The 25,691-nt window shown below is 67.6% G+C and carries 26 protein-coding genes, 1 tRNA gene, 1 pseudogene and 1 riboswitch; of the genes and pseudogenes, 4 read left to right on the top strand and 24 right to left on the bottom strand.

Features of this window, described 5'->3' with window-relative positions; genetic code table 11:
- Positions 1-140: 140 nt before the first annotated feature.
- The 11 genes from gcvP to HF877_RS16900 form a co-directional block, all read right to left on the bottom strand.
- Positions 141-2,996, bottom strand: a complete 2,856-nt coding sequence (gene gcvP, locus HF877_RS16850; RefSeq protein ID WP_169622339.1) for an aminomethyl-transferring glycine dehydrogenase — start codon at positions 2,994-2,996, stop codon at positions 141-143.
- 165 nt (positions 2,997-3,161) lie between these two features.
- A riboswitch (glycine riboswitch) is annotated at positions 3,162-3,256 on the bottom strand.
- Positions 3,257-3,328: 72 nt separating this feature from the next.
- Positions 3,329-3,868 (bottom strand): MerR family transcriptional regulator, encoded by a 540-nt coding sequence (locus tag HF877_RS16855; protein WP_296549291.1) that lies wholly within the window; start codon positions 3,866-3,868, stop codon positions 3,329-3,331.
- 335 nt (positions 3,869-4,203) lie between these two features.
- Positions 4,204-4,677, bottom strand: a complete 474-nt coding sequence (locus HF877_RS16860) for a bifunctional nuclease family protein (protein ID WP_072698776.1) — start codon at positions 4,675-4,677, stop codon at positions 4,204-4,206.
- A gap of 114 nt (positions 4,678-4,791) precedes the next feature.
- A complete protein-coding gene (locus HF877_RS16865) occupies positions 4,792-5,529 on the bottom strand; it encodes a MerR family transcriptional regulator (protein ID WP_072698120.1) in 738 nt (245 codons plus the stop codon).
- Positions 5,529-5,996: a glycogen accumulation regulator GarA gene (garA, locus tag HF877_RS16870; RefSeq protein WP_169622341.1), complete on the bottom strand. Its 468-nt coding sequence runs from the start codon at positions 5,994-5,996 to the stop codon at positions 5,529-5,531. Before garA ends, HF877_RS16865 begins: the two co-directional genes overlap by 1 nt.
- Before the next feature lie 154 nt (positions 5,997-6,150).
- Positions 6,151-6,555 carry a glycine cleavage system protein GcvH gene (gene gcvH / locus HF877_RS16875; RefSeq protein WP_072698118.1) on the bottom strand — a complete coding sequence of 135 codons (405 nt, stop codon included), beginning with the start codon at positions 6,553-6,555 and terminating at the stop codon, positions 6,151-6,153.
- Positions 6,556-6,600: 45 nt separating this feature from the next.
- The gene (locus tag HF877_RS16880; protein ID WP_169622342.1) at positions 6,601-7,419 is read right to left on the bottom strand and encodes a DUF881 domain-containing protein; all 819 of its coding nucleotides are present in this window, start codon (positions 7,417-7,419) and stop codon (positions 6,601-6,603) included.
- 3 nt (positions 7,420-7,422) lie between these two features.
- Positions 7,423-7,782, bottom strand: coding sequence for a small basic family protein (locus HF877_RS16885; RefSeq protein ID WP_169622343.1), 360 nt, complete (start codon positions 7,780-7,782; stop codon positions 7,423-7,425).
- Entirely contained in the window at positions 7,779-8,645 is an 867-nt protein-coding gene (locus tag HF877_RS16890) for a DUF881 domain-containing protein (protein WP_169622344.1), read from the bottom strand. Before HF877_RS16890 ends, HF877_RS16885 begins: the two co-directional genes overlap by 4 nt.
- Positions 8,642-9,253, bottom strand: coding sequence for a CDP-alcohol phosphatidyltransferase family protein (locus HF877_RS16895; protein WP_169622345.1), 612 nt, complete (start codon positions 9,251-9,253; stop codon positions 8,642-8,644). The genes HF877_RS16890 and HF877_RS16895 overlap by 4 nt, the downstream gene beginning before the upstream one ends.
- Before the next feature lie 93 nt (positions 9,254-9,346).
- The gene (locus HF877_RS16900; protein WP_169622346.1) at positions 9,347-9,964 is read right to left on the bottom strand and encodes a CoA pyrophosphatase; all 618 of its coding nucleotides are present in this window, start codon (positions 9,962-9,964) and stop codon (positions 9,347-9,349) included.
- A gap of 192 nt (positions 9,965-10,156) precedes the next feature.
- Between HF877_RS16900 and HF877_RS16905 the strand changes: the two genes are divergently transcribed.
- Together HF877_RS16905 and HF877_RS16910 are read left to right on the top strand one after the other, a co-directional pair.
- The gene (locus tag HF877_RS16905; RefSeq protein ID WP_169622347.1) at positions 10,157-11,179 is read left to right on the top strand and encodes a phosphotransferase family protein; all 1,023 of its coding nucleotides are present in this window, start codon (positions 10,157-10,159) and stop codon (positions 11,177-11,179) included.
- A 96-nt stretch (positions 11,180-11,275) separates the two neighbouring features.
- Complete coding sequence (locus HF877_RS16910) at positions 11,276-11,671, top strand: MmcQ/YjbR family DNA-binding protein (RefSeq protein WP_169622348.1); 396 nt, start codon at positions 11,276-11,278, stop codon at positions 11,669-11,671.
- Positions 11,672-11,679: 8 nt separating this feature from the next.
- Here the strand turns inward: HF877_RS16910 and HF877_RS16915 are convergent, their stop codons facing one another.
- Complete coding sequence (locus HF877_RS16915) at positions 11,680-12,096, bottom strand: VOC family protein (RefSeq protein WP_169622349.1); 417 nt, start codon at positions 12,094-12,096, stop codon at positions 11,680-11,682.
- A gap of 108 nt (positions 12,097-12,204) precedes the next feature.
- Positions 12,205-12,852 (bottom strand): NAD(P)H-binding protein, encoded by a 648-nt coding sequence (locus HF877_RS16920; RefSeq protein ID WP_169622350.1) that lies wholly within the window; start codon positions 12,850-12,852, stop codon positions 12,205-12,207.
- A gap of 150 nt (positions 12,853-13,002) precedes the next feature.
- On the opposite strand from HF877_RS16920, the gene HF877_RS16925 reads away from it, so the two are divergent.
- Positions 13,003-13,965 (top strand): AraC family transcriptional regulator, encoded by a 963-nt coding sequence (locus HF877_RS16925; RefSeq protein WP_169622351.1) that lies wholly within the window; start codon positions 13,003-13,005, stop codon positions 13,963-13,965.
- A gap of 47 nt (positions 13,966-14,012) precedes the next feature.
- On the opposite strand, the gene HF877_RS16930 is transcribed toward HF877_RS16925, so the two are convergent.
- A complete protein-coding gene (locus HF877_RS16930) occupies positions 14,013-14,930 on the bottom strand; it encodes an alpha/beta hydrolase (protein ID WP_169622352.1) in 918 nt (305 codons plus the stop codon).
- Between the two features lie 103 nt (positions 14,931-15,033).
- Here HF877_RS16930 and HF877_RS16935 point away from each other — a divergent pair, with 103 nt between their 5' ends.
- Positions 15,034-15,579, top strand: coding sequence for a TetR family transcriptional regulator (locus HF877_RS16935; RefSeq protein ID WP_169622353.1), 546 nt, complete (start codon positions 15,034-15,036; stop codon positions 15,577-15,579).
- A 148-nt stretch (positions 15,580-15,727) separates the two neighbouring features.
- Here HF877_RS16935 and HF877_RS16940 read toward each other — a convergent pair.
- From HF877_RS16940 to HF877_RS16985, 10 genes and pseudogenes are all read right to left on the bottom strand, one after another.
- Positions 15,728-15,801, bottom strand: a tRNA-Pro gene (locus tag HF877_RS16940).
- A 107-nt stretch (positions 15,802-15,908) separates the two neighbouring features.
- Positions 15,909-17,330 carry a ribosome biogenesis GTPase Der gene (gene der, locus HF877_RS16945; protein ID WP_169622354.1) on the bottom strand — a complete coding sequence of 474 codons (1,422 nt, stop codon included), beginning with the start codon at positions 17,328-17,330 and terminating at the stop codon, positions 15,909-15,911.
- The gene (gene cmk, locus HF877_RS16950) at positions 17,327-17,989 is read right to left on the bottom strand and encodes a (d)CMP kinase (RefSeq protein ID WP_169622385.1); all 663 of its coding nucleotides are present in this window, start codon (positions 17,987-17,989) and stop codon (positions 17,327-17,329) included. Before cmk ends, der begins: the two co-directional genes overlap by 4 nt.
- A gap of 44 nt (positions 17,990-18,033) precedes the next feature.
- Positions 18,034-18,894, bottom strand: a pseudogene (locus HF877_RS16955) (pseudouridine synthase); the annotation flags it as partial.
- Positions 18,895-19,591: 697 nt separating this feature from the next.
- On the bottom strand, positions 19,592-20,224 hold the full coding sequence (gene scpB / locus HF877_RS16960; RefSeq protein WP_240952624.1) for an SMC-Scp complex subunit ScpB: 633 nt from the start codon (positions 20,222-20,224) through the stop codon (positions 19,592-19,594).
- Positions 20,225-20,292: 68 nt separating this feature from the next.
- Complete coding sequence (locus HF877_RS16965; RefSeq protein WP_346765214.1) at positions 20,293-21,117, bottom strand: segregation/condensation protein A; 825 nt, start codon at positions 21,115-21,117, stop codon at positions 20,293-20,295.
- A gap of 126 nt (positions 21,118-21,243) precedes the next feature.
- Positions 21,244-22,236 (bottom strand): ParA family protein, encoded by a 993-nt coding sequence (locus HF877_RS16970; RefSeq protein WP_346765207.1) that lies wholly within the window; start codon positions 22,234-22,236, stop codon positions 21,244-21,246.
- A gap of 110 nt (positions 22,237-22,346) precedes the next feature.
- Positions 22,347-23,264, bottom strand: a complete 918-nt coding sequence (gene xerD, locus HF877_RS16975; protein WP_346765208.1) for a site-specific tyrosine recombinase XerD — start codon at positions 23,262-23,264, stop codon at positions 22,347-22,349.
- Positions 23,265-23,277: 13 nt separating this feature from the next.
- Positions 23,278-23,907: an NUDIX hydrolase gene (locus HF877_RS16980; RefSeq protein WP_169622357.1), complete on the bottom strand. Its 630-nt coding sequence runs from the start codon at positions 23,905-23,907 to the stop codon at positions 23,278-23,280.
- A 4-nt stretch (positions 23,908-23,911) separates the two neighbouring features.
- The gene (locus HF877_RS16985) at positions 23,912-25,657 is read right to left on the bottom strand and encodes a CTP synthase (protein ID WP_169622358.1); all 1,746 of its coding nucleotides are present in this window, start codon (positions 25,655-25,657) and stop codon (positions 23,912-23,914) included.
- Positions 25,658-25,691: the final 34 nt, after the last annotated feature.

Raw genomic sequence — 25,691 nt, forward strand, 5'->3', positions numbered from 1 at the left:
GCCCTCGGGTATGGGCTGAGGTGGGATCGTCGTTCAGGTGAGGAATGTTCTGGTTTTCTACGATTTCCGTACAGTCCAGAATATTGATCGGAGACCTACTGCCGGGGGCCGACGGGAAAACCCGTCGGCCCCCGGACAGATCAGTTGCTGTACGCCTCCAGCGGCGGGCACGAGCACACCAGATTCCGGTCACCGTGCGCACCGTCGATACGACGGACCGCCGGCCACACCTTTGCGCGGGCCTTCCCCATCGGGAACACCGCGGTCCGGCGCGAGTACGGGTGGTCCCACTCTCCCACCAGGCATTCAGCGGTGTGCGGAGCGCCGCGCAGCGGGTTGTCGTCGGCGGGCCACTCCCCTGCCCCGACCCGGTCGATCTCGTGGCGAATCGAGATCATCGCGTCGATGAACGCATCGAGTTCGGCGATGTCCTCGCTTTCGGTGGGCTCGACCATCAACGTGCCTGGCACCGGGAAGCTCATCGTCGGCGCATGGAACCCGTAGTCGGCCAGTCGCTTCGCCACATCGTCGACCGTCACGCCGGTGGCCTTGGTGATGCCGCGCAGGTCGAGGATGCACTCGTGGGCCACCATGCCGTTCTCGCCGGTGTACAGCACCGGGAAGTACTCGTCGAGACGACGGGCGATGTAGTTCGCCGAGGCGATCGCGGTGAGCGACGCCTTCCGCAGGCCGTCCGCCCCCATCAGCTTGATGTACGTCCAGGTGATCGGCAGGATCGACGCCGAGCCGAAGGGCGCCGCCGACACCGGTCCGCCACCGCCGAGGCCCGGTTCGGCCGGGTGTCCGGGGAGGTAGTGCGCCAGGTGGGCGCGCACTCCGATGGGTCCGACACCCGGCCCACCGCCGCCGTGCGGGATGCAGAACGTCTTGTGCAGATTGAGATGACTGACGTCGCCACCGAACTTGCCCGGCCGCGCGAGCCCGACCAGCGCGTTGAGGTTCGCGCCGTCGATGTACACCTGCCCACCGGCGTCGTGCACTGCCCCGCAGATCTCGGCGATGTCCTCCTCGTACACGCCGTGCGTCGACGGGTACGTGATCATGATCGCCGCGAGACGCTCCGCATGGTCGGCGATCTTGGCACGCAGGTCGTCGAGGTCGACGTCGCCGTTCGGCCGGCACGCCACGACCTCCACGCGCATCCCGGCCATCACTGCCGATGCGGCATTGGTGCCGTGGGCACTGGACGGGATCAAGCACGTGTCGCGCCGGTCGTCGCCCCGGTCGAGGTGGTACCGGCGAATCGCGAGTAGCCCTGCGTATTCGCCCTGGCTGCCCGCATTCGGCTGCAGACTGACCGCGTCGTACCCGGTCACCGCCGCCAGCCATCCCTCGAGGTCCGCGATGAGACTCCGGATGCCGGCGGTCTGCTCGGCCGGTGCGAACGGGTGCAAGCCCGCGAACTCGGGCCAGGTGATCGCTTCCATCTCGGCAGCGGCGTTGAGCTTCATCGTGCACGAGCCGAGCGGAATCATCGTGCGGTCGAGCGCGAGATCCTTGTCGGACAGACGCCGCAGGTACCGCATCATCGCGGTCTCGGTGCGGTAGCGCGTGAACGCCTCGTGCTGCAGGAAGGCGCTCGTCCGCGCCGGCGCGGCGAGCGACGCGCCCCCACCCGATCCCGAGTGCCCTTCGGCGACACCGAACGCCTCCAGCACCGCGGTGATGTGCGCCGGCGTCGTGGCTTCGTCGCAGGACACCGAAACATGATCGGCGTCCACGCGGTAGAGATTGATACCTGCCGCTGCTGCGGCACCGATCACCTCGTCGGCCCGGCCCGGGACCCGGGCCAGCACGGTGTCGAAGAAGGACTCGTGCACGACCTCCACGCCACCCTCACGCAGCGCCGACGCGAGGTGATCCGCGTGCCCGGCGACACGGCGCGCGATCGCCGTCAGTCCCTCGGCACCGTGGTACGACGCGTACATCGCGGCCAGCACGGCCAGCAGCACCTGCGCGGTGCAGATGTTGCTCGTCGCCTTTTCACGCCGGATGTGCTGCTCGCGGGTCTGCAATGCGAGGCGGTAGGCGGGGTCGCCGTCGGCGTCGACCGACAGGCCGACGAGCCGCCCCGGCAGTGTGCGTGTATCGGACGCTTTCACCGCGAGGTAGCCCGCGTGCGGACCACCGAATCCCATCGGGACACCGAAACGCTGTGTCGTGCCGAAGCACGCGTCGGCGCCCTGTTCTCCGGGAGGGGTGATCAAGGTCAGTGCCAGCAGGTCGGCGCCCACCGCGACGAGCGCGCCGCGTGCGTGGGCGGCGTCGATGATCGGGGTGACGTCGTACACCCGTCCCGACGCTCCGGGTACCTGCAGGATGATCCCGAAGAAGTCGCCCTCGGGAAGGCCGTCGTCGACGAGGTTCGCCGTGACGATTTCGATGCCGAGGGGTTCTGCGCGGGTCGCGAGGACGGCGGCGGTCTGCGGGAACAGATCGGTGTCGACCGCGATCCGGTTGCTCTTCGACTTGCGGTTCGCGCGGCGTAGCAGTGTCATGGCCTCGGCTGCTGCGGTGGCCTCGTCGAGCATCGACGAGTTCGCGACCTCCATGCCGGTCAGGTCCGCGACCATGGTCTGGAAGTTCAGCAGGGCTTCGAGGCGGCCCTGGCTGATTTCGGGCTGGTACGGCGTGTACGCGGTGTACCAGGCGGGGTTCTCGATGATGTTGCGGAGCAGTACCGGCGGCGTGAGCGTGTCGTAGTAACCCTGCCCGATCATCGAGGTCACGACGGTGTTCTTCCGGGCGAGAGCAGTCAGCTCGGCGAGAACCTCGTGTTCGGACTTCGGGGCGTCGAGGACGTCGAGCCCGTCGGAGACGGCACCGTCGCGCTCGTCGAGAATGGTCGCCGGAACGGCCCGCGCGGCGAGTGCGTCGAGCGAGTCGACGCCGATCACCTCGAGGATGCGGCGCAGGCCCGCGGTGTCGGGACCGATGTGACGGTCGGCGAAGTTCGAGGTGACATCTTCTGACATCGCAGCTCCCAGGCTGATCGGAGAGGTCCACCACCGGGCGTGGGCGCACGGGGCGTTTCCTCCCCCTCTGTCGTGAGCTCGCGGTGCGAGCGCCTGAGAGATTCGGCCCGTGGAGGGCGTTTCCCCGTGGGCGGGTGGGTGCTCCCACCGCTTTCCAGAGACGTCGTAGCTCGCACGGTCCTGTATGCCTGAGAGATTGACGGGGAGGTGCTGCTCCTTCGGCGCCCGGATCAGGTCCGGAACTCTCCCGCACGACGGCGACGCGAGCCCAAGTCTAGAACACGACGGTCTTCCGTCGACGACCCCGCACCACCCTCGCGGGTGATCTTCGTCTAGCCGATTCGGCGGTTGATGCGACTGCGGCGCCGGGACGCCAATTCGTCTTCCGGCCGCTCTTCGACGTCGCCTCCGTCGGCACGCTCGGCGGGGAAGTCGGCGATGCTTCCGGTCAGTTCGCGCATTGCGCCGCTGACCGCGATTCCGAACACGCCCTGCCCGCCTTGGAGAAGATCGACGACCTCCTCGGGCGACGTGCATTCGTACACGGTGGTGCCGTCGGAGAACAGCGTGATCCTGGCGAGGTCACGGACCCCACGGCTGCGCAGGTGATCGACGGCGACGCGGATGTTCTGGAGCGAGACACCGGTGTCGAGGAGTCGCTTGACGATCTTGAGAACCAGGATGTCCTTGAACGAGTAGAGCCGCTGGCTTCCCGATCCTGCCGCGCCCCGGATCGACGGGACCACGAGGTTGGTGCGGGCCCAGTAATCGAGTTGGCGGTAGCTGATTCCCGCGATCTGGCACGCGATGGGCACCCGGTAGCCGACGAGTTCGTCGGGCACCGAATCGTCGGGGAACAGCCCGGGCTGGATCTCGTCGTCGTGCGGTGTGGGTGACGAACTCGCGCGGTCGCCGGCGTCAACGGTGGAATGCTGTCCCTGCGGCCGATCTCGCACTGTGTGACTTCCTCTCGCGCGCCCTGTTGTACCTCGCAACGACCGACCGGCGGATCCCCCACCACATCCAATCGTCGAGCGCTCTCAGGCTCACCAAGTAACCCATATTCGGATTTACCCAGCGTACGCTCCGGCGTGGGGCGCGGGGCAGCAACACGCCCACCGGAAAGGCAACGTTCGACACTACTCGCGTCGGACTGTGCTGCTGCTCGAAGCTGCAACGCGTCCGTCGCCGGTCGACGAACGACCGCTCAGCCGTCCGTCGCCTTGAAGTCGTCCGGAGAGATGTTGTCGAGGAATTCCTTGAACTTCTCGACCTCGTCTTCACGCTCGTCCGGCATGACCAGTCCTGCTTCGGTGAGCACAGCTTCGTCGACGAAGACCGGCGCACCGATGCGCAAGGCTACAGCGACGGCATCGGACGGACGGCACGACACGCGCATGTCGCCGTCGAAAACAAGATCGGCAAAGAAAGTGCCTTCCTGGAGGTCGACGATGCGGACTTCCAGGAGTGCGTGACCGAATGCGTCCAGGAGATTCTTGATCAGGTCGTGCGTGAGGGGGCGGGCGGGTTCCACACCTTGCTGCTCGAGCGCGATCGCGGTCGCTTCGTTCTGGCCGATCCAGATGGGCAGGTACCGCTCCCCGTCGACCTCGCGGAGCAGTAGGACAGGCTGGTTCTGGGGTTGTTCTACTCGGATCCCCACCACTCGCATCTCGCTCATCGCGGCGCCTCCGTCCCGCTGCTCGTCAGTGGCGTACCACCCGAATCGATATTGCCTGAATTCTAGTGCGCTCCCGAACATCCGTCAGGTGCCGGCCGGCGCAGCCCGGGGCGATCAGCGGTCGAGAGCGCCCTGGACGGCAGCCTTCACCAGGCAGGTGTGGAGCGTCAACGACAGTGCGGCGAGTTCGCGCACCATCTCTTCCGCTCTCTGCCGGGCCCCGGCATCGCGCCCCTTCGCGACAGGACCTGCGATCTGGGCGACGAGTCCGGCCTCGCGGTCGGCGGCGAGCTTGAATGCGCGCAGATGCCGTACCTCGAGGCCGAACTCGGCCATTGCCTTCGCGGTGCGCGCGAGCAGCACCGCGTCGTCGTCGAAAAATCCGGCGGGTCCCGGCGTGACCAGGCCCGCCCCCACCAGTTCGGTCAGGAAAGCGACATCCACACCGGCCCGCTCGCACAGGTCGTCGCGGCTGACGCGGATCTCCCGGTCGGTGCGCAGATCCTCCGGCGAGACCTCACCGCGGGCAACTGCCAGCGGCCGCGGCCGCTTGGGCCGGGTCTCGACCGATCCCACCGTCGCAGCACCACGGTCGATCGCCTCGAGCTGTTCCTTGATCACCTTCAACGGAAGGTACTGATCCCGTTGTGCGGTGAGCACATAGCGCAGCCGTTCGCAGTCCGCGATGGAGAACCGGCGATAGCCCGACGGAGTGCGCTCCGGGCTGATCAGCCCCTCGGCCTCGAGAAATCTGATCTTCGAGATCGTGACATCCGGGAACTCGGGCCGCAATCGATCGAGCACGGACCCGATCGACATGCCGGCCGGCGCCGACTGGTGGGCTGCGGTCATCAGCTACTCGCGCCCTGCGAACCGCGAGGACCGGTCAGGAACACCAACCGGAACTTGCCGATCTGAACCTCGTCGCCGTTGGCGAGTACCGCGGAGTCGACCGGTTCCCGGTTGACGTAGGTGCCGTTGAGGCTTCCGACGTCGACCACCTGGAAGTCGCCCTCGTCCTGACGGAACTCGGCGTGCCGGCGGCTGACGGTCACATCGTCGAGGAAGATGTCGCTGTCGGGATGCCGTCCCGCCGACGTCGTCGGCTGGTCCAGCAGAAAGCGCGAACCCGCATTGGGTCCACGCTTGACGACGAGCAGCGCTGATCCGGCAGGGAGCCCTTCGACACCTGAGACGGGCGCGTCGGTCGTAGCCGTTCCGGCCCCGGCGCTTTCCACTTCGTTCAGGAAGTCGGCGCGAAACACCGAAGTCGTCTCCGCAGGAGTCTCCTCGTAGCCCGCGTTGCCGTTCTCGCTCACCGTTTCTCCTTATCCGTTCGATCGCCCGGGAACTCCCGGGCGATCGTTGAGTCGTTCGCCCCGATCAAATCGACACGGCACACGCCATATCTGACCGTACCCTGTGCGGGGGCACTGGTGCAGGTAGTCGCGGCCACGTTACATGCCGGGTCCGTCAGCTTTCCGTGATGCCGCGGTAGCCGTCCGCATCCATCGTTTTTCCGAGGGCGCCGTCGAGGTCACCTTCGGTGTCCACCTCCACCTCGACCAGCCATCCGGCTCCGTAGGGAGCGCTGTTGACCAGTTCCGGGTTGGTCTCCAGGTCGGTGTTGACCGTGGTGACCTTCGCGCTGAAGGGCGCGTACACATCCGAGACGCTCTTGGTCGATTCGACCTCACCGAAGGAGTCGCCTCCGGTCACGTCGGCACCCGGCTCGGGCAACTGCACGAAGACGACGTCGCCGAGTTGAGACTGTGCGTAGTCCGTGATCCCGATCCGCGCGGTTGTCGCTCCGGTCCTCTGCACCCATTCGTGCTCCGCCGTGTAGCGCAACTCGCCGGGGGTTTCGAACTCACTCAAGGTAGATCCTTTCGGGGGCGACGTTCCGGGCGAACGTCGGATTCACTATCCGGGCTGAGAGTATTGGCGCGGCTTGATCTCCCGCAAGGCGGGCACGTCGACCTGCGGAAACTGTTCCACGGTGAGGCTGCCGCCCGCTCGGGCCACGGCGTCGACGACACCTCCCGGGATGTTCAGTGCTGCCGCGAGGGTCGGTCCGTCACCGATGGCGGTGACCGTATAGGGCGCACGGAGAGGCGTGTCGTCGACCGTGATCGCGCCCGGCGAGCCCGTCACCCACGAATCCACCCCGATCCGTACGGTCTCGCCGCCCGCACCGGCGATCTGCATCGTGTCGGCACCCGCCGCGCGCAGTTCCTGGATCATGTCGAGCACGACCTCGGCACCGACGCCACCTCGCGGATCGTTCACCGTGAGAACGACTCCCGGGCCGGACGCCGGAGCAGTGCCGAGCTGGATCGACAGGTCGTCGAGCCGCTCGCGTGCCTCGGCAAGAGCGGCGTCCGAGCCGTCCCGCTCGAGACTCGAGAGTGTGCGCTCGAGTGCCGTGATCTCCTGCCGCAGCGCGGCCTCTCTGCGGTTGAGGTTGTCGAGCAGGACCAGAAGATCCGCCGGGCGCGCCGAATCGAGGGTGTCGCCCGTACCGGTGTTCCTCACCTGTGTGGCAATCGCCGTGCCGAGCAGGAAGACGAGGAGTGCGGCGAGTACTGCGAAGACCGGCGCGGTCCGCTTGGGCCCCGGCTTCGCCGCCGCCGAGTCCCGGCCATCCGAGTCCCGAGCCGGTTCGACGGCGTCCGGTTGGGGGCCGTCCCGTTCGGGACCGCCGCGTGGTTCGTGTTCGCCGCCGCGTGTGTCGTCGGACATGGGTCACGCACCGAACAATCTGCGGCGCAGCGCCGAGGCGTTGCCGAAGATCCGGATACCCAGAACCACGATGACCGCGGTGGAGAGCTGCGTGCCGACGCCGAGCTGATCGCCGAGCCACACGATGAGTGCGGCGACGAGGACGTTGAACACGAACGACACCACGAACACCTTCGCGTCGAAGATGTCATCGAGGTACGCGCGGAGACCGCCGAACACCGTGTCGAGGGCGGCAACCACCGCGATGGGCAGGTACGGCTGCACGATGTCGGGAACCTGGGGGCTGAACACGATGCCGGCTGCGATCCCGATCGCGAGCGCCAGCGCCGCATACAGCGCCTGAGGATGATTGACCCGATTCACCGATTCCCCACTTCCCCTGCTGATCCGATTTTTCGCGCCGGCGCGGCCGGGAGTTCGAGTTCGTCCTCGTCGGCAAGGGTGAAACCTACCCCGTAGAGTTGCGCGATCCCCGCAATCCTCAGGTAGGCATCGCTCACGACGAACGAGGTCTGCAGCCGGCCCGGAGACCCCACCGCCGAGACTTCGTACGGAGAGAAGACCGGCTGGTTGTCCACGAGCATCGCTCCCCCGGCCTGACGGACGGTCACGCCCGGACCCACACGAACCCCGCCGACCGACACGGCCTCGGCACCCGCGGCCCACAGTGCGTTGACCACTGCCTGCAGATCCCGGTCGAAGACCGCGGCGGTCGGGCGGCCTTCTGTCTGCTGGGACGAGTCGGACAGGTTCGGGCGGGCCGCGGGATCGGTGAGGGTGACCGTCAGTCCCGGACCCCGGACCGGCAGCGCCGCGGCCGCATCCTCGGCCGCGCGCAGTTGGTCGAGCACGGTGCCGCCTTCGGTGTCGTCGGCGAAGAGAGCATCGCGGCGGTCCTGGATCGTCCGGGTCAGTTCGTCGCGACGCGCGACGAGCGCGGCGTTCCTCTCGTCGCTCGCGCGCAGAGACGCAAGGATCTCGGCGCGCGCCTGGTCGGTCCCCGCTTCTCCCGCGTTGTTCTGGGCGTACGCGGTTCCCAGTACGAGGCCGGCGAGCACGACTCCCACGACGAGCCATACCCGGGCGGTGGCGGGCGAGGTCGGTCGTCGTCCGGCGCGCCGGTCGGCGGCAGCCGCGGCGTAACCGGGGTCGAGATGGTCCTCGAGGAGAGATTTGAGAAGCGACGGCACCGGGTTGCGGCGCACGCGTTCCCACTTGCGGCTCATCCGGGCCGGCCCGTCACCGGGACCGTCCGCGCGATGGTGACGGCCTGAGCGAGATACAGGACTGCGGTCCACACATAGAGCACGGTGCCCCAGATCAGCGCGGCCCAGCCGAGCGGGCCCGTGATCGGTTCCGATGCGGGTACCGCCACCGTTGCGAGTAGGAGCGGTAACGCGAACATCAGCAGGAAGGTGGCGCCTTTACCGAGGTAGAGCACTTCCGGCGGAGGCAGTCCCCTGCGTCGGTAGACGGCGAGGGTGGGCGCGAGGACGACTTCACGCCCGATGAGGATGGCGGCGATCCACCACGGCATGATGTCGCGGGCGACGAGTGCGACGAGCGTGGTCACGACGTAGAGGCGATCGACCATCGGATCCAGGAACGCGCCGAGGCGTGAGGTCTGGTCGAGCAACCGGGCGAGCTTGCCGTCCGCCCAGTCGGTCAGGCTGCTGACGATGAGCAGGATCAGCGCCCAGGCGTCGGCGTGGACGACGAGCACCAGATACAGGAACAGCGGGACCCCGAGCAGCCGGAGAAAGCTGAGGGCGTTGGGAACGGTGAGGATGCGGTCGGCGCTGCCCGTACCGGCGCCCGTGGTCGCATCGGTCATCGTCGCGTCATCCCTTGTTCTTCGCAGTTTTCTCGGCTTCACCGTCGGTCTCTCACAGCCTTCCACATTCGTCCCGGGTCTCCGTCCGGGGCGTCAGCGCCAGGCGAAGACTGGCTGCTCGAGTCCTTCGATGCGGGTGTGCCGGCCGTGCAGTGCCACTTCCCGGAACTGGTACACCACCGCTGCCGTGGGGGCGTGGATGAGATGTCCGCGGAAGGGCCATTGGATGACGGGCTTGTCGGACTCGGGGATCGCGACGAAGCGCGGCTCGACGTCGAGTTCGGATGTGGTGACCGCGTAGAGGATGTCCACCTCGTCCGGGCTCGGGACGAGGTCGGCCATGGCGGCGCCTGACCAGACCACGAACGGCGACATGACATATCCCGATCGGGTGACGTAGTCGTCGAGGCGGCCGAGGATCGCGTCGGGCTCGAGGGCGAGGCCGAGTTCTTCGTGCAGTTCGCGAAGCGCGGCGTCCTCGGGGGTCTCGCCGTCGTCGAGACGCCCGCCCGGGAGGGCGAACTGACCCGGGTGCGCGCGGAGTCGTGCGGGTCGTTTGGTCAGCGGCATCACGGGCTCCCCGGTGCGGTCGTCGAGGACGGCGACGACCACCGCGGCATGGCGCCTGCCCTCGAGCGGCAACCGGCGTGACTCGAACGCGGCGAGTGCCGCGGTGAGATGGTCGCGGTCGAGGGGGTGTGGGGCGCTCATGCGACGACAGTAGTTGGTGGGTCGAACCAGCCGCGGCACAGCGTGTCGGGGCAAGGCGGGGTGTCCAGTAGCTCGCGATTCGGTAAATTCATCGTTTCCGTAGAGTCCGGATTTTGTCCAGGATCGACGGGTCGTTTCGCCCACACCGAGATCCGCTGCACGCCATAGTGTGTCGAAACAGAAAGGATCCGGATGACGGACACAGCCGCACCCGCAGGTCTCGACCTCGACAAGCTCGCCGCCCACCTGACCACCGTGGGATTCGGGCAGTTCGACGGTCCCCTCTCCGCCCGGCTCATCAGCGGTGGACGGTCCAATCTCACCTACGAGCTGACGGACGGATCCCACCGTCTCGTCCTACGCCGCCCCCCGCTCGGACATGTGCTCGCGACAGCGCACGACATGGCGCGCGAACACCGCGTCCTGACCGCCCTCGCGGGGACGGCAGTGCCTGTCCCCCGGACGCACCACCTGTGCGAGGACCCCGACGTGATCGGCGCGCCCTTCTATCTGATGGACCTCGTGGAGGGAACGCCCTACCGCACCGTCGAACAGCTGCTCCCCCTCGGACCCGAACGGGCACGGTCGATCTCGGAACGCATGATCGACACCCTCGCAGCCCTGCACACGGTCGACCCGGGCGCGGTCGGACTGGGAGATTTCGGCCGGCCGGAAGGATTCCTCGGCCGGCAGGTGCGACGCTGGACCACCCAGCTCGAGAACTCCCACAGCCGGGACCTGCCCGAAGCCGACGAACTGCATCGGCTGCTCGTCGCACGACTCCCCCGCGACGGTGCCGCAGGCATCGTGCACGGGGATTTCCGGCTCGACAATCTCCTCGTCGACGACCACGACGAGGTCGCCGCGGTCCTCGACTGGGAGATGGCAACGCTCGGCGGCCCACTGACCGACGTGGCGCTGCTACTCGTCTACCAGCGTCTCGCGCGGCTCGACGCCGGGTTCCCCGTCTCCACGGTCTCGCAGGCGCCGGGCTTCCTGAGCGACGATGAGCTGCTCGCCCGCTACGACGCGGCCGGCGGACGCGACGTGTCCGACATGGCATTCCACCTGGCGTTGGCGTACTACAAACTCGCGGTGATCCTCGAGGGGATCTACTTCCGCTACCGGCAGGGCAAGACGGTCGGTGAAGGCTTCGACAAGATCGGCGACGGAGTCACACCACTCCTTCGCGAGGGGATCGCCGTGCTCCGCTGAACGGACACAATTGCCCCCCGGCGCCGGCCACACGACGAGCGTTCGACCTGCCGCGGAACGCTGCTGCCCCCGCGAAGTCGGCGGTACGCTGCCCGCATGTCGCACCCGATCATGTTCGACGAGAACGATCCGCTGCTCGCGCGGGTGCGCGAGCTGGCATTGGCGTTTCCCGGCGCCGGGGAGAAGATCTCACATGGCCGTCCGTTCTTCCACACGAAGACGGCGTTCGCGGTGTACGGCGGAACCGTGAAAGAGACCGGACGAAGCTACCCGCGCTCGCTCATCCTCAAGCCGGACGCCTCCGAACGGGAAGCGCTGCTTCAGGACGCGCGCACCTACCACCCCGCCTACATGGGTCCGTCGGGTTGGATCGGGTTCGACCTCGAGAGCGCCACCGTGGACTGGGGCGAGGTTGCCGAGCTGCTGGATATGTCCTTCCGCGTCACCGCCCCCGCGCGCCTGGTCCACGAGCTCGACGCCCGTCCGAAGTAGCCGGTCTCCTACGCGGAGGCTCCGGAGATGTTGACCATCCAGTTGACGCCGAATCGATCGGTGCACATCCCGAAGGAATCTCCCCACGGCGCCCGCTCGAGCGGCACGTCGATTCGGCCGCCTTCGATCAAACCGTCCCAGTAGCCGCGGAGTTCGGCCTCGTCGTCGCCGCTGAGCGAGACCGAGTGGTTCGTCCCCGGGATGTACTCCATCGCCGCCGGGGTATCGGAACCCATGAGCACGAAGCCTTCGGCGGTGGTGAGCATCGAGTGCATGACCTTGTCTTTTTCGGCAGGGTCCTCGCTCGCCTGCATCTCTCCGAACGTGGAGATCGTCAGTTCACCTCCGAACACGTCTCGGTAGAACTCCATCGCGTGACGCGCGGTGTCGCGGAAGCCGAGATACGGATTCAGTGTGGTGGGCACGGTCACCAACTCCTTCTGTGTCGGGAAATGCTCGGTCGCGGTGTGGCAGTGCCACGCCGTGACAGACCCGCGGCGTGGCACTTTCTCATCGTGACCGTCTTCCCACACTCACGACACCGCAATCGTCTTTCCGGCGTAGTCCGGCCGCTCGACGGCGTCGGCGAGGACCTCACCGACCGCACCGCGGGCCACGTGCCAACCGGCGACCTCCCCCGTGTCGGACGTCGTCGCCGTACCGGATTCCTCGTCCGTGAGATTGACCGGTTGCACGAGTGTCCAGAGGACGTCACTGCCCCGCACGAGAGCGTCCTGCTTCTCGGTGTCCGCGATCTGCGGACCGAGCAGCGCCCGGAACATCAGCGCATATCGCCGGGGCAGCTTCCCGCGGGTGTCCCCCACGCCGTACGAGGTCTGCACGACGAGGCGCCGAACGTCGTGGCGTCCCATCGCGGCCACGATGTTGCGCGTGCCGCGTGAGCGCACATCGAGAGCCGTCCCTGCCGGTCCGCGCATCCGCACACGGACGGGGTTTTCACTGATCCCGAGTGTGACCACCACCGCGTCCTGACCGCGCACCGCGACATCGACGTCCTCCGGGCGGGTGGCGTCCCCGGTGACGACCGTCGATCGACCGGCGAGATCTCCCAGTGCCGCGTCGTTCCGGACGAACACGGTCACGTCGTGACCGCGGCGGAGCAGCGCAGTCACCGCCGCCTTCCCGGAACCTCCTGTTGCACCGACCACCAGTACTTTCATGTTGTCCTCCTCGTTCGCGTCCATAGTTCTGTGTTCAAAATCCAGGCTATGGAGCCGATTCAGGACACTCCATGCCCCGGAGCCCGGGTTTCATGCCCGTTCGTCCGGTGCGACTGGACGAACGGGTCGCAAGGGCGGGATTGTGGCCCTATGACGAACGCGACCGGTGCCGCCACATATCCGTGGACGCCGGTGGATCCCCTCGGCGAAGCACTGCACCTGCTGCGGATGCGCGGGGGGTTCTACTGCCGCTCCGAGCTGAGTGCGCCGTGGGGTCTGGAGATGCCGGCGTTCGCCGACAGTTCGAGCTTCCATCTGGTCGTCTCGGGCGAAGCATGGCTCGATGTCCCCGGCTCACCGTCGGCGCGCATGCTTCCCGGCGAATTCGCGGTGGTGCCCCACGGGACGGGCCACCTGATCCGCAGCGAGCCGGACGCGCGCCGCACCGGTCGCGTCGACACGCTGCCACAGCAGATGATCGGCGATCACTATTCGGTTCTGCGGCACGGTGGGGGCGGTGACCCCACCGTGCTCGTATGCGGCATCGTCGAATTCGACCATCCGACCGCTCGGAGACTGGTGTCCTTACTGCCACCGGTCCTGCGGATCGACTCGGCGCGGGGAACCGCGTCGCAGATACTTGCGCTGATGGCGGACGAAGCGCGCCGGGTGCGGCCCGGTGGCGAGGCAGTGCTGACCCGGTTCGCCGACATCCTCGTAATCCTCGCGATCCGGAGCTGGGTCGAATCCGACCCCGCAGCACGGGACGGGTGGGTCGGGGCGCTGCAGGACCCGCAGGTGGGCCGCGCGCTCGCAGCGGTACACCACAGTCCGGAGGGACCGTGGAGTGTCGCCGGGCTGGCTCGCGAGGCATCGATGTCACGATCTGCGTTCGCAGCGCGGTTCACCGAACTCGTCGGGGAACCGCCCATGCGGTACGTCGCCCGGTGGCGGATGGAAACAGCGGCCGTGGCGTTGCACAGGGGCGCGACGGTGTCCGAACTCGCCGCGCGATCGGGATACGAATCCGAGGCTGCATTCGCGCGTGCGTTCAAGCGGGCGACGGGGACAACCCCGGGAGCGGTACGGCGGCGCGGGACTCCGTCAGCGTGAAGCCCCTCCGGTTCGAGGGAAGGGCAAGGCCGTTGTCGACGGTGTCGTCACCGAGCGCCTCTGACATGGCGATCCAGGAAAGCGATCTGATCGGTCACGATCTGCTCGAAGTGCGGGTCCAGATAGGGTTCGAAGTGCGTGCAGTCATAGGACCGCACTTCACCCCGCGGGATGCGCCCCGCGATCTTCCGAGCCTTCGCATACGGGGTGACGTCGTCCTTCGTGGCGAGCTGAACCAGCGTCGGAGCAGTGATGTCGGCTGCCTTCCTCCCCGGTGAGTAGAACGGGACTCGGAGCGCGATACGAGCGGCCACATCATTCTCGGCCAGTAGTTTCTCGAACTGGTCACCGGCCATTCGCTCGACCAGGGCGTAGGCACCGGGGGAGGTCATCATCGCGAGGTCGCCGGGTATGCCGATGGACTTGACCCGATGGGGCGGGCGGCCCAGCCACGCCCCTACCTGATCGCGCACGGCCGCCACGACAAGGCGGGCGAGGAGTGTGGGGGCTTGCGCGAACGCCGAGGCTGGGCCGGTCACGTGGGGCACCTGCACGATCGCGGCAGCAAGCGCGTGATCCTGGGCGGCCAGGTCCAAGACGTGTCCACCGCCGAATGAGGATCCCCACCCGACGATGCGCGTCGTGTCGACGTTGGGCAGACTGCGGGCGTAGGCGATGGCGGCACGCCAGTCGGCGTGCTGCCGACCGATGTCGAGGATGCGGCGGGGTTGTCCTCCGCTGGCCCCCCAGTGGCGATAGTCGAACACCAGCGCGGCGTATCCGGCTTGGGCGAACCGTGCAGCGTAGGCGTCCAGTCGCAGTTCGCGGAACGCGGCGAAGCCGTGCGCCAGCACGACGACGGGCGGATTCTCGACGCCATCGGGCCGATACAGCCATGCGGCGCAGGGGGTCCCCTCGGGCAGGAATGTCACGTCGTGTCGGACGTAGCTGTATGGGTGAGTCACGGTGTTCCCCCGGCGAGTATCTTGAATGACATTCAACACAAAGTAGCAGCGCCGTGAACGGCATCAAGGAATGGCACCTGGACCGCCCGAGGGGAACCACGCCATGGCACGCAACAAGCGCCCGCAACCCGCCGACGAGAAGCGCGCAGAAATCGTGGCGGCCGCCCGGCGGCTGTTCGTCGAGGATGGCTACGACGCCACGTCGATGAGCCGACTCGCCAAGGAAGCCGAGGTGGCCCCGAACACTATCTACTGGTACTTCGGAAACAAGGACGACGTCTTGATCGCAGTTCTCACAGCGGTCATGGCCGACGTGTGGCCGCGCTACCAGGACGTCGCCGCCGAACCCATTGCCGCCCGGTTGCTTTGGGTGGTCGGACAACTCACGGACATGAGTCACCTGGTGACGACGGTGCACGCCCGCGTCGAGCACTCTCCGGCCGTCGCCGAATGGCATCAGAATTTCCATGCGATCACCGGAAGTCTGTTCCGCTACGAGCTCGAGAAGGCCGGAGTCGCCGCCCCCACCGTGGACGCCGAAGTGATGATCGGAATTTTCACCATCGAAGGACTCCTCGCGCACCATCAGAACGAATCTCAGCAACGCACCATCTGCGATGCTCTGGCTTCGCGCTGGACACTGACGTAGTTGCGCCGGAAATGGGCTCTCGGAGCTCCACGAGACCCGTTCGAGGACTATGCGCCACTCGGCAGCGATCCGCGCTGAATCAGGGCTCGAACGCAGTAGAGGCGGTCTCGGATTTCTCCGAAACCGCCTCTGACATGCTGTTCCTCGGTCGGGCTGACAGGATTTGAACCTGCGACCACTTGACCCCCAGTCAAGTGCGCTACCAAGCTGCGCCACAGCCCGTCCCGCGCTCTCTCGAACGCTCGTTGAGATTACAACAGGGACGGCGGGAAACGCTAATCGCCTGGTCAGGGCACTGTGACCGTCACGGGGTCATGGGCGCGGACCGCTCACTTGCGACGGTCACGCTTCTCCCGGACGCGAACCGAGACACGAACCGGGCTGCCGTCGAAGTTGAACTCCTCACGCAGCTTCCGTTCGATGAACCGGCGGTAACCGGCCTCGAGGAATCCGGTGGTGAACAACACGAAGGTCGGCGGGCGCGTCGCGGCCTGCGTCGCGAACATCACACGCGGCAACCGGCCACCGCGCATCGGCGGAGGCGTCGCGGCCACGATCTCCTTGAGCCAATTGTTGAGACGTCCGGTGGAGATGCGCTTGTCCCACGACTCGAGCGCCGTCTCCATGGCCGGGACGAGACGCTGCACCGAGCGGCCCGTCTTGGCGGAGATGTTGACGCGCGCTGCCCACGGCACCCGCGACAGGTCGCGTTCGATCTCGCGGCCGAGTTCGTAGCGACGGTCCTCGTCGACGAGATCCCATTTGTTGAACGCGATCACGAGCGCCCGGCCCGATTCCACGACCATCGTGATGACACGCTGATCCTGCTCGGTGATGGGCTGGGACGCGTCGATCAGCAGGACCGCGACCTCCGCGGCCTCGATCGCCGCGCGCGTCCGCAGCGATGCGTAGAACTCGGCGCCCGACGCATGCGTGACACGCTTGCGCAGGCCCGCCGTGTCCACGAACCGCCACGGCTTGCCCCCGAGCTCGACGAGCGAGTCGACGGGGTCGACGGTGGTGCCCGCTACGTCGTGCACCACCGAACGCTCGTCGCCGGCGAGCTTGTTGAGCAGGCTCGACTTGCCGACGTTCGGCTTACCGACCAGTGCGACGCGACGAGGTCCTCCCCCGCCGGTGCCTTCGCGCGGCGTCGCGGGCAGTTTCTCGAGCAGGTCGTCGAGCAGGTCGCCCGTGCCGCGTCCGTGGGTGGCGGACACCGAATAGGGCTGACCGAGGCCGAGCGACCACAGGGCGGCGGCTTCGGCTTCGACGCGGTCGTCGTCGACCTTGTTCGCGACGAGCAGCACCGGGGTCTTCGAGCGCCGCAGCACCTTCGCGACAGCCTCGTCGACGTTGGTCGCACCGACCGTCGCGTCGACGACGACGAGAATCGCGTCGGCGGTACGCATGGCGACCTCGGCCTGCTGCGCCACGGACTGCATCATGCCCTTGGCGTCGGGCTCCCAGCCGCCGGTGTCCTGCACCATGAATCGGCGCCCCGCCCACGTCGCCTCGTACGAGACGCGGTCGCGGGTGACTCCGGGCACATCCTCGACGACCGCCTCGCGGCGACCGATGATGCGGTTGACCAGAGTCGATTTGCCGACGTTGGGCCGGCCGACGACCGCGACGGTCGGAACCGGCACGAACTCTTCGAAGGCGTCACCGTCGGTGAGGTCGATATCCCAGTCGGTTTCTTCCGACCATGTGCCGTCTCCGGCGAATTCTGTGGTGACGTCGTCGCTCACAGCGTCGCTCCCGTCTGCTCGGTGACCACTGCGACCAGCGCGGCAACCACCTCGTCGATGTTCATATCGCTGGTGTCCACGACGACCGCGTCGTCCGCCGCGCGCAGCGGTGAGACCGCGCGGGTGGAGTCGAGGTGGTCGCGGCGTTGTACCGCCGCGAGCACAGCCTCGTAGTCGTCGCCGCGTCCCTGGGCGATGTTCTGGTTGTTGCGCCGGTGGGCGCGGGCCTCCGGAGAGGCGGTGAGATAGATCTTCACGTCCGAGTCGGGGAACACGACGGTGCCGATGTCACGTCCCTCGACGACGACACGTCCCGCGGCGCGTCCGAGTCGCCGCTGTGCCTCGACGAGGAGCGTGCGCACCTCGGGCACTGCGGAGACTGCGGACACCGCAGCGGTGACCTCCCCGCTGCGGATGACCTCGCGGACGTCCTCACCGTCGAGGCGGATGTCCTCGACTGCCGGATCGGTGCCGATGGACCAGGGCAGACCTGCGGTGACCGCCGCGATGGCGGCCGGGTCCGTCAGATCGGTGCCGCGACGCAGCGCGTGCAGGGTCGCGATCCGGTACATGGCCCCGGTGTCGAGGTATGCCGCCTTCAGGTGCTTCGCCAGGCGCTTGGACACGGTGGATTTTCCGGTCCCGGACGGGCCGTCCATCGCAACGATCAGCGGGCCCTCCCCGGCGAGCGGGGCGGAGCCGGTCACAGGCCGACCGCCTCGTACAGTCCGCCGACTTCCTTGCGTCCGAGCACACGGAGAGTGCCGGGCCGCTGATCACCGAGCGCGACGGCACCGATGTTGGTGCGCACCAGGCGGATCACCGGGTGACCCACCGCGTCGAGCAGGCGGCGGACGATGTGCTTGCGGCCCTCGTGCAATTCGAGACGCACGCGGGACTGGCCGTTGAAGACTTCGAGCAGTGCGAACTGGTCCACCGAGGCGGGGCCGTCGTCCAGCTCGATGCCTTCCTTGAGCTTCTTGCCGACGCCGCGCGGCAACTCGCCCTTGACGGTCGCCAGGTACGTCTTGGTGACCTCGAACGACGGGTGCATGAGCCGGTGAGCGAGCTCACCGTCGTTGGTGAGCAGCAGCAGACCTTCGGTGTCCGCGTCGAGCCGGCCCACGTGGAAGAGCCGCTGACCGGCAGCGATGCGTTCGGAGACGATATCGCCGACGCACGGGCGGCCGAGATCGTCGGACATCGTGGACTGCCATCCGCGCGGCTTGTTGAGCACGAGATGCACGAGGTCCTTCTTCACGACCACGCGCGTTCCGTCCACACGGATGACCGTGTTCTCCGGGTCGACGCGAAGGCCCTGTTCGACCACGATCTTGCCGTCGACCTCGACGCGACCGGCATCGATGAGTTCTTCGGCGGCCCGGCGTGAGGCGACACCGGCCTGGGCGAGCACCTTCTGCAGGCGCACGCCCTCACCTGCGGGAAGCTGGGTGGGACCGGCATCGCTGTGCTGGTGTCGCGCGGGCTTCGCATTGCTGATCGTCGGGTTGGGCACGGGCCGCTTGGCCGCCGGTTTCGGCGCGGCCGGGCGGCCGCGCTTGTTCAGCGTGGCGCCCTTGCGGTGCGGCTTCTTCCCGGCGTCCGGCGTCGAGGTTTCTGCCCGTCGATCCGGGCGAGCGTCGGTGCGGCGATCGGGACGAGAGTCCGTACGTCCCTCAGCCCGGCGATCGGGACGAGAGTCCGTACGACGATCGGGACGGGCGTCGTTCCGGTATTCGGGACGGCCTTCGGTACGACGATCGGTACGGTGATCCGAACGACCCTCGGTGCGGCGGTCGGGACGGCCTTCCGTACGACGATCCGTCCGGAAATCCGAACGACCCTCCGTACGACGATCGGTACGGTGGTCCGAACGACCCTCCGTACGTCGATCGGGACGGTGGTCCGAACGACCTTCGGTACGACGATCAGGACGGCCCTCGGTACGACGATCGGTACGGAAATCCGAACGACCCTCGGTGCGGCGATCAGGACGACCCTCGGTACGACGATCGGTACGGAAATCCGAACGACCCTCGGTACGGCGATCAGGACGACCCTCCGTACGACGATCGGTACGGAAATCCGAACGACCTTCGGTACGGCGGTCGGGGCGGGAGTCGGTGCGACGATCGGGACGAGCGTCCGTCCGATTGTCGGAGCGCTGAGCGCGAGGATTCTGAGCCTTCGCGGCGCGGGGGTTACTACGATTGCGGTCCGGTGTGCCATCACGGCGAGCGGGTGTATTCACTTGATTCCTGTCAATTCTCTGGATCGAACTCCGCGGGCGAGAGTGTCTCGGGACGCGCGTTCTTTCCCATTCTCTCAAATCGTGGGTCCGACTCGAGACTCTCAGAGATGTCATCGATCACATCGACGTCCGGAAGCAGGGGTCCGACGGGCGGGAGATCCTGCAACGACGCCAGCCCGAGCCGTTCCAGGAACAGATCCGTCGTGACGTAGAGCGTGCCGCCGGTCTCGCGGTCCGTCCCCGCCTCGGCGATGAGATCCCGGGCGAGCAGGGTGCGCATCACGCCGTCGACATTGACGCCGCGCACCGCACTGACCCGGCTACGTGTCACCGGCTGCCGGTATGCGACGACGGCCAGCGTTTCCAGGGCCGCGCGGGTGAGCTTCGTGCGTGCGCCACCTTGCAGCAGTTTCTCGACGTACGGTGCGAAGTCGCGGCGTGTGTAGAAGCGCCAGCCGTCCCCCGCGATCCGCAGGTCGATGCCGGAGCCGCGCGCGGTGAGACTGTGCGCGAGGCCGCGCAGTGCGGTCTCCGCACGTTCGGTGGTGATTCCGATGGCGGCGGCGAGTTGTTCGGTGGGTGCCGGGGTGTCGACCACGAGCAGCAACGCTTCGAGCGCGGCAACGAGTTCGTCGTCGGCCATCTCGAGCAGTTCCGCGTCCCAGGCCCGCTCGTCGGCGGTACCGGCGGCATCCGCGACGTGGTCCTGGCTCATCCGTAGTCCTCCTCGAAGTCGATGGCGGCGTCGTCGTTCTCCCCGGTCCACGCCACCTGCAACGGTCCCAACGGGTCGGGTTGCTCGAACGTGACGGCACGTTCCCGGTAGAGCTCGAGCAGCGCAAGGAACCGGGCGACGATCTGGAGTCCGTGCTCGCACTCGGAAATCAGTTCGTCGAACCCTACCCAGACCCCGGCGCCGCGTTGTTCCAGGACCGCGAGAATCAGAGCCGCTTGCTCGGGTACCGACACGGTCGGCACGTGCAGGTGGTCGAGACCGACCGTGGGAACCGGCTTGGGCCGGAACGCGGCAGCCGCGATCTCCGCGAAGCGCTGGGCGTCGACGCCGAGAACGACGTCGGGCACCAGGTTCTCGAAGCATTCTTCGAGGGAGACCGCGCGCGGGTAGCGGCGCAGGGCGGCACTTTCGAGAGCGGCGAACTGCTCGGCGACGAGTTTGTAGGCCCGGTACTGAAGGAGCCGCGCGAACAGCAAGTCGCGGGCTTCGAGGAGGGCGAGGTCTTCGGGATCGTCGACGTCGCCGGACGGAAGCAGCCGCGCCGCTTTGAGATCGAGCAGGGTCGCCGCGACGACGAGAAACTCCGTGGTCTGATCGAGACCCATTTCGGATCCGAGCCGGCGGGTGTAGGAGATGAATTCGTCGGTGACCTCATGGAGCGCTACTTCGGTTACGTCGAGGCGGCGTTGGGAGATCAGGCTGAGCAGCAGATCGAAGGGGCCTTCGAAGTTGCGGAGGCTGAGGTGGAAACCGGCGGGCCTGTCCGGCTCCGCGGCGACCGGCGCCGAGGTCTCCGCGATCGCTGGTGAATTCGTGGTGTCCGGGGCAGCCGGGATTTCCGGGGCGCCCGGCGTGAGATTCCGGTCGACGGTCTCCGGAAGAGTGGCTTTCGGAGGAGCCGTGTCCGGGGTGGCGGTGTACACGGATCAGCGGCCGGTCCGGTGGATCACTTCTCGCGCCAGGCCCCGATAGGCCTCCGCGCCGGCGGAGGTTGGAGCCCACCGCGTGATCGGTTCGCCCGCGACGCTGGTCTCGGGGAATTTCACGGTGCGGTTGATGACGGCGTCGTAGACCAGATCCCCGAACACCTCGACGACGCGCGACATCACTTCGCGGCCGTGCAGGGTGCGCGAGTCGTACATGGTCACGAGAATCCCCGCCACCGTCAGTTTCGGGTTGAGCCGGTCCCGGACCTTGGCGACCGTGTCGTTGAGCAGCGCGAGCCCGCGGAGACTGAAGAATTCGCATTCCATCGGGATGAGCACCGAGTCGGCGCAGGCCAGCGCGTTGACGGTGAGAAGCCCGAGCGAGGGCTGGCAATCGACGAGTATGTAGTCGTAGCGGTCGAGCAGAGGGTAGAGAGCGCGTCCGAGTGCCTGTTCGCGTCCGACTTCGGAGACGAGTTGGATCTCGGCGGCCGACAGGTCGATGTTGCTGGGCAGAAGATCGAGGTCCTCGACACGTGTGTGAACGAGGACGTCGTCGGCGGTGACCCGCGGGTCGACGAGAACGTTGTGCACCGTCATGTCGAGGTCGTGGTGGGCGACACCGAGACCGGCCGACAGCGCACCTTGGGGGTCGAGATCGACGAGGAGCACGCGGCGACCGCACTCGGCGAGTGATGCGCCGAGGTTGATGGTGGAGGTGGTTTTGCCGACCCCACCCTTCTGGTTGCACATCGCGATGATCTTCGCGGGACCGTGGGACGAGAGCGGGGCAGGTTCGGGTATCGACCGGCGCGGCCGTCCCGTAGGTCCGAGTTCGACATCGGCGACCGGCGGTGCGGACTCCGCGTCCCGCGATCCGGTGGCCGCGAGCGCCCATGCGGGTGTCCGGGTCTGTGTGGTTTCCGTGGCGGGTGGCTGAGGTGTGCCCACGTTCGGTACTCCCCCTGTCTGGCGACCCGGTCTCTGTCTCACCGGAGTCTGTCTGTCACCGGAGCCATGGTCCGGCGGCCGTTCCGTTACAGGAACGCTACCGCCTCGTGCCCCCGATTACCGCACGGACACGCGCCGCCACGCGGTGTAACTCATCTCGCGCGCGGATGCGCGCCGGCCCACACCTCGCGCAGCGCACCCACCGTGACCAGCGTGTATATCTGCGTGGTCGTCACAGAAGCATGCCCCAGTAACTCCTGCACCACCCGTACGTCGGCGCCGCCGTCGAGGAGATGCGTCGCGAAGGAGTGGCGGAGGGTGTGAGGGGAGACATTCGAGTCGAGTCCGGCGCGTTCCGCGGCGGCTCGCAGCACCGTCCAGGCGCTCTGCCGGGAGAGCCGGCCGCCGCGCGCGTTGAGGAACAGCGCGGGCGTGTGTCCGCCGGCGAGGGCGGGTCTGCCCCGTACGAGATAGGCGTCGAGCGCGGCGAGTGCGGGTCGCCCGACGGGAACGAGGCGCTGTTTTCCTCCCTTGCCTCGCAGCAGCACGGCACGCGACTCGGTGTCGATGTCGTCGATGTCGAGCCCTACGGCTTCGGAGATCCGCGCTCCGGTGGAGTACAGCACTTCGAGCAGCGCACGGTCGCGCAGGCCGCGCGCGCCGTCCGCTTCCCCTCCGACGGCGTCGAGGAGCGCGGTGACCTGGTCGACGGTGAGCGACTTGGGCAGTCGCCTGCCCTGACTCGGTGGGGTGACGGACCGCGCGACGTCCACCGGGGTGTGGCCTTCCGCGGCGGCGAACCGGTGGAGGCCGCGAACCGCGATCAGTGCGCGGGCTACCGAACCGGCAGCGAGCGCAGGACGGCCGGCTTCGGGGTCGCCGCGGCGGAGCGCGACCCCGAAATCGGCGATGTGCTGTTCCTCGACATCGGCGAGCTCACCGACCCCGCGCTCCGCGAGGTAGTCGAGGTATCGGGTCAGGTCCCGCCGGTAGGCCGTGATCGTGTTGCGGGCAGCACCGCGTTCGACGGTGAGGTGATCGAGATAGGCGTCGAGGTGTCGTGCGAGCACGCCCTCTAGGTTCTCACTGTTCGGCGCGAGTGCGGGCGAACGCGGTCGGCCGGTCCGGCCATGCCGCATCCGGGGCGCGGAGGAACGCTCCCCCGGTGGTGCGAGCGGCGGCGAACGCCAGGATGCCCGAGACCGCCGTGGCATTGACGATCTCTCCGCGCAACGCCATCGCGACGGCCTCGTCGAGAGGGACGAATTCCACCTCGAGGTCCGCCTCTTCGTGGACAGGATCGGGGCGGTCGACCGAGCTGAGACCGCGTGCGGCGAAGATCCGGACCGCCTCGTCGGTGAATCCGGGCGACAGCGCGATGTCGACGAGGACCTCCCATTCGGCGGCGGCAAGTCCGGTCTCTTCGGCGAGTTCGCGGCGTGCCGTGTCGAGGGGGCCCTCACCGGGGGCGTCGAGCAGGCCGGCGGGTAGCTCCCACAGCCGCCGGCCGAGCGGATGGCGGTATTGATGGACGAGCACAACCCGGTCGTGGGCGTCGACGGCCACCACGGCCACGGCGCCGTGGTGCTCGACGACTTCCCGTTCGGCGGTCTGCCCACCGGGCATGACCACCTCGTCGACGCGCAGCGACACGATGGCGCCGGTGTAGATCCGTCTGCTGGACCGGGTGCTGAATTCGTGTCGCTGCGCCATCGATCTACTCGGCGTCGCCGGAGCCGGACGCGGACGTGACCGGCTCGGCGGCGGCCGGGTCACCGCCGTGGACGTCGACGGGCAGCCGTTCGGCGGCCTTGTACTGCAGTGCCGCGGCGATCAGCCCGGCGAAGAGCGGGTGCGGGCGGGTCGGGCGGCTCTTCAGTTCGGGATGCGCCTGGGTCGCCACGAAGTAGGGGTGGGTGCTCGCGGGGTACTCGACGAACTCCACCAGGCGGCCGTCGGGCGAGGTGCCCGAGAACACCAGTCCCGACTTCGCGATCTCGTCGCGGTAGGCGTTGTTGACCTCGAACCGGTGACGGTGCCGTTCGGAGACGTGCTCGGAGCCGTACGCCTTGGCGACGACCGAGCCCTTCTTCAGCGTGGCCGGGTAGGCGCCGAGCCGCATCGTGCCACCGAGATCGGCTTCGCCGGCGACGGCCTGTTCCTGGTCGGCCATCGTCGAGATCACCGGTGCTGTGGTGTCGGGATCGAACTCGGTGGAGGAGGCATCGGTGATTCCCACGGACCGGGCGGCTTCGATGACGACGCCCTGCAGGCCGAGGCACAGGCCGAGCAGCGGGATCTTGCGGATACGGGCGAAGCGGATCGCGCCGAGCTTGCCTTCGATGCCGCGGATACCGAATCCGCCGGGGATCAGCACGGCGTCGACGTCACCGAGGTGCTTTTCGGCGCCGGCTTCGGTTTCGCATTCGTCGGAGGCGACCCAGCGGATCTTCACCTTGGCGCGGTGCGCGAATCCACCGGCGCGCAGCGCTTCGGTCACCGACAGGTAGGCGTCGGGCAGGTCGATGTACTTGCCGACCAGTGCGACCTCGACGGTCTCGCGAGGGTTGTGCACCCGCTCGAGCAGGTCACCCCACACCGTCCAGTCGACGTCGCGGAACGGCAGGCCGAGCTGACGCACGACGTAGGCGTCGAGGCCCTCGCTGTGGAGCACCTTCGGGATGTCGTAGATGCTCGGGGCGTCGGGGCACGAGATGCACCCGGCGAGGTCGACGTCGCACATCAAGGAGATCTTGGCCTTGAGCGTGGCCGGCACGTCGCGGTCGCACCGCAGGACGAGAGCGTCGGGCTGGATGCCGATGTTGCGCAACGCCGCGACCGAGTGCTGGGTCGGCTTGGTCTTCAGTTCGCCGGACGGGCCGAGGTACGGCACCAGCGACACGTGGAGGAAGAAGCAGTTGTCGCGGCCGACCTCGTGACGGACCTGGCGTGCGGCCTCGAGGAACGGCTGGGATTCGATGTCACCGACCGTGCCACCGATTTCGGTGATCACGACGTCGGGGATCTGGCCCTCGTTGTCGGGTGCGGCCATCGCGAGGATGCGCCGTTTGATCTCGTCGGTGATGTGCGGGATCACCTGCACGGTGTCGCCGAGATACTCTCCGCGGCGTTCCTTCGCGATGACCGTCGAATACACCTGGCCGGTGGTGACATTCGCATCGGCGCTGAGATCGCGATCGAGAAAACGTTCGTAGTGGCCGACGTCGAGGTCGGTCTCGGCGCCGTCCTCGGTGACGAAGACCTCACCGTGCTGGAACGGATTCATGGTGCCGGGATCGACGTTGAGGTACGGGTCCAGTTTCTGCATCGTGACCCGCATCCCGCGGGCGGTGAGCAGCGCTCCGAGGCTCGACGCGGTGAGACCTTTGCCGAGCGAGGACGCGACGCCCCCGCTGACGAAGATGTGCTTGGTAGCGGTACGCGAATGGCGTGACTGTGGCAAAAGAGCTCCCGTGACGTCAGGTGCAGGGCTTTTG

This window comes from Rhodococcus sp. BL-253-APC-6A1W (genome assembly GCF_012843405.1).
GTDB lineage: Bacteria > Actinomycetota > Actinomycetes > Mycobacteriales > Mycobacteriaceae > Rhodococcus.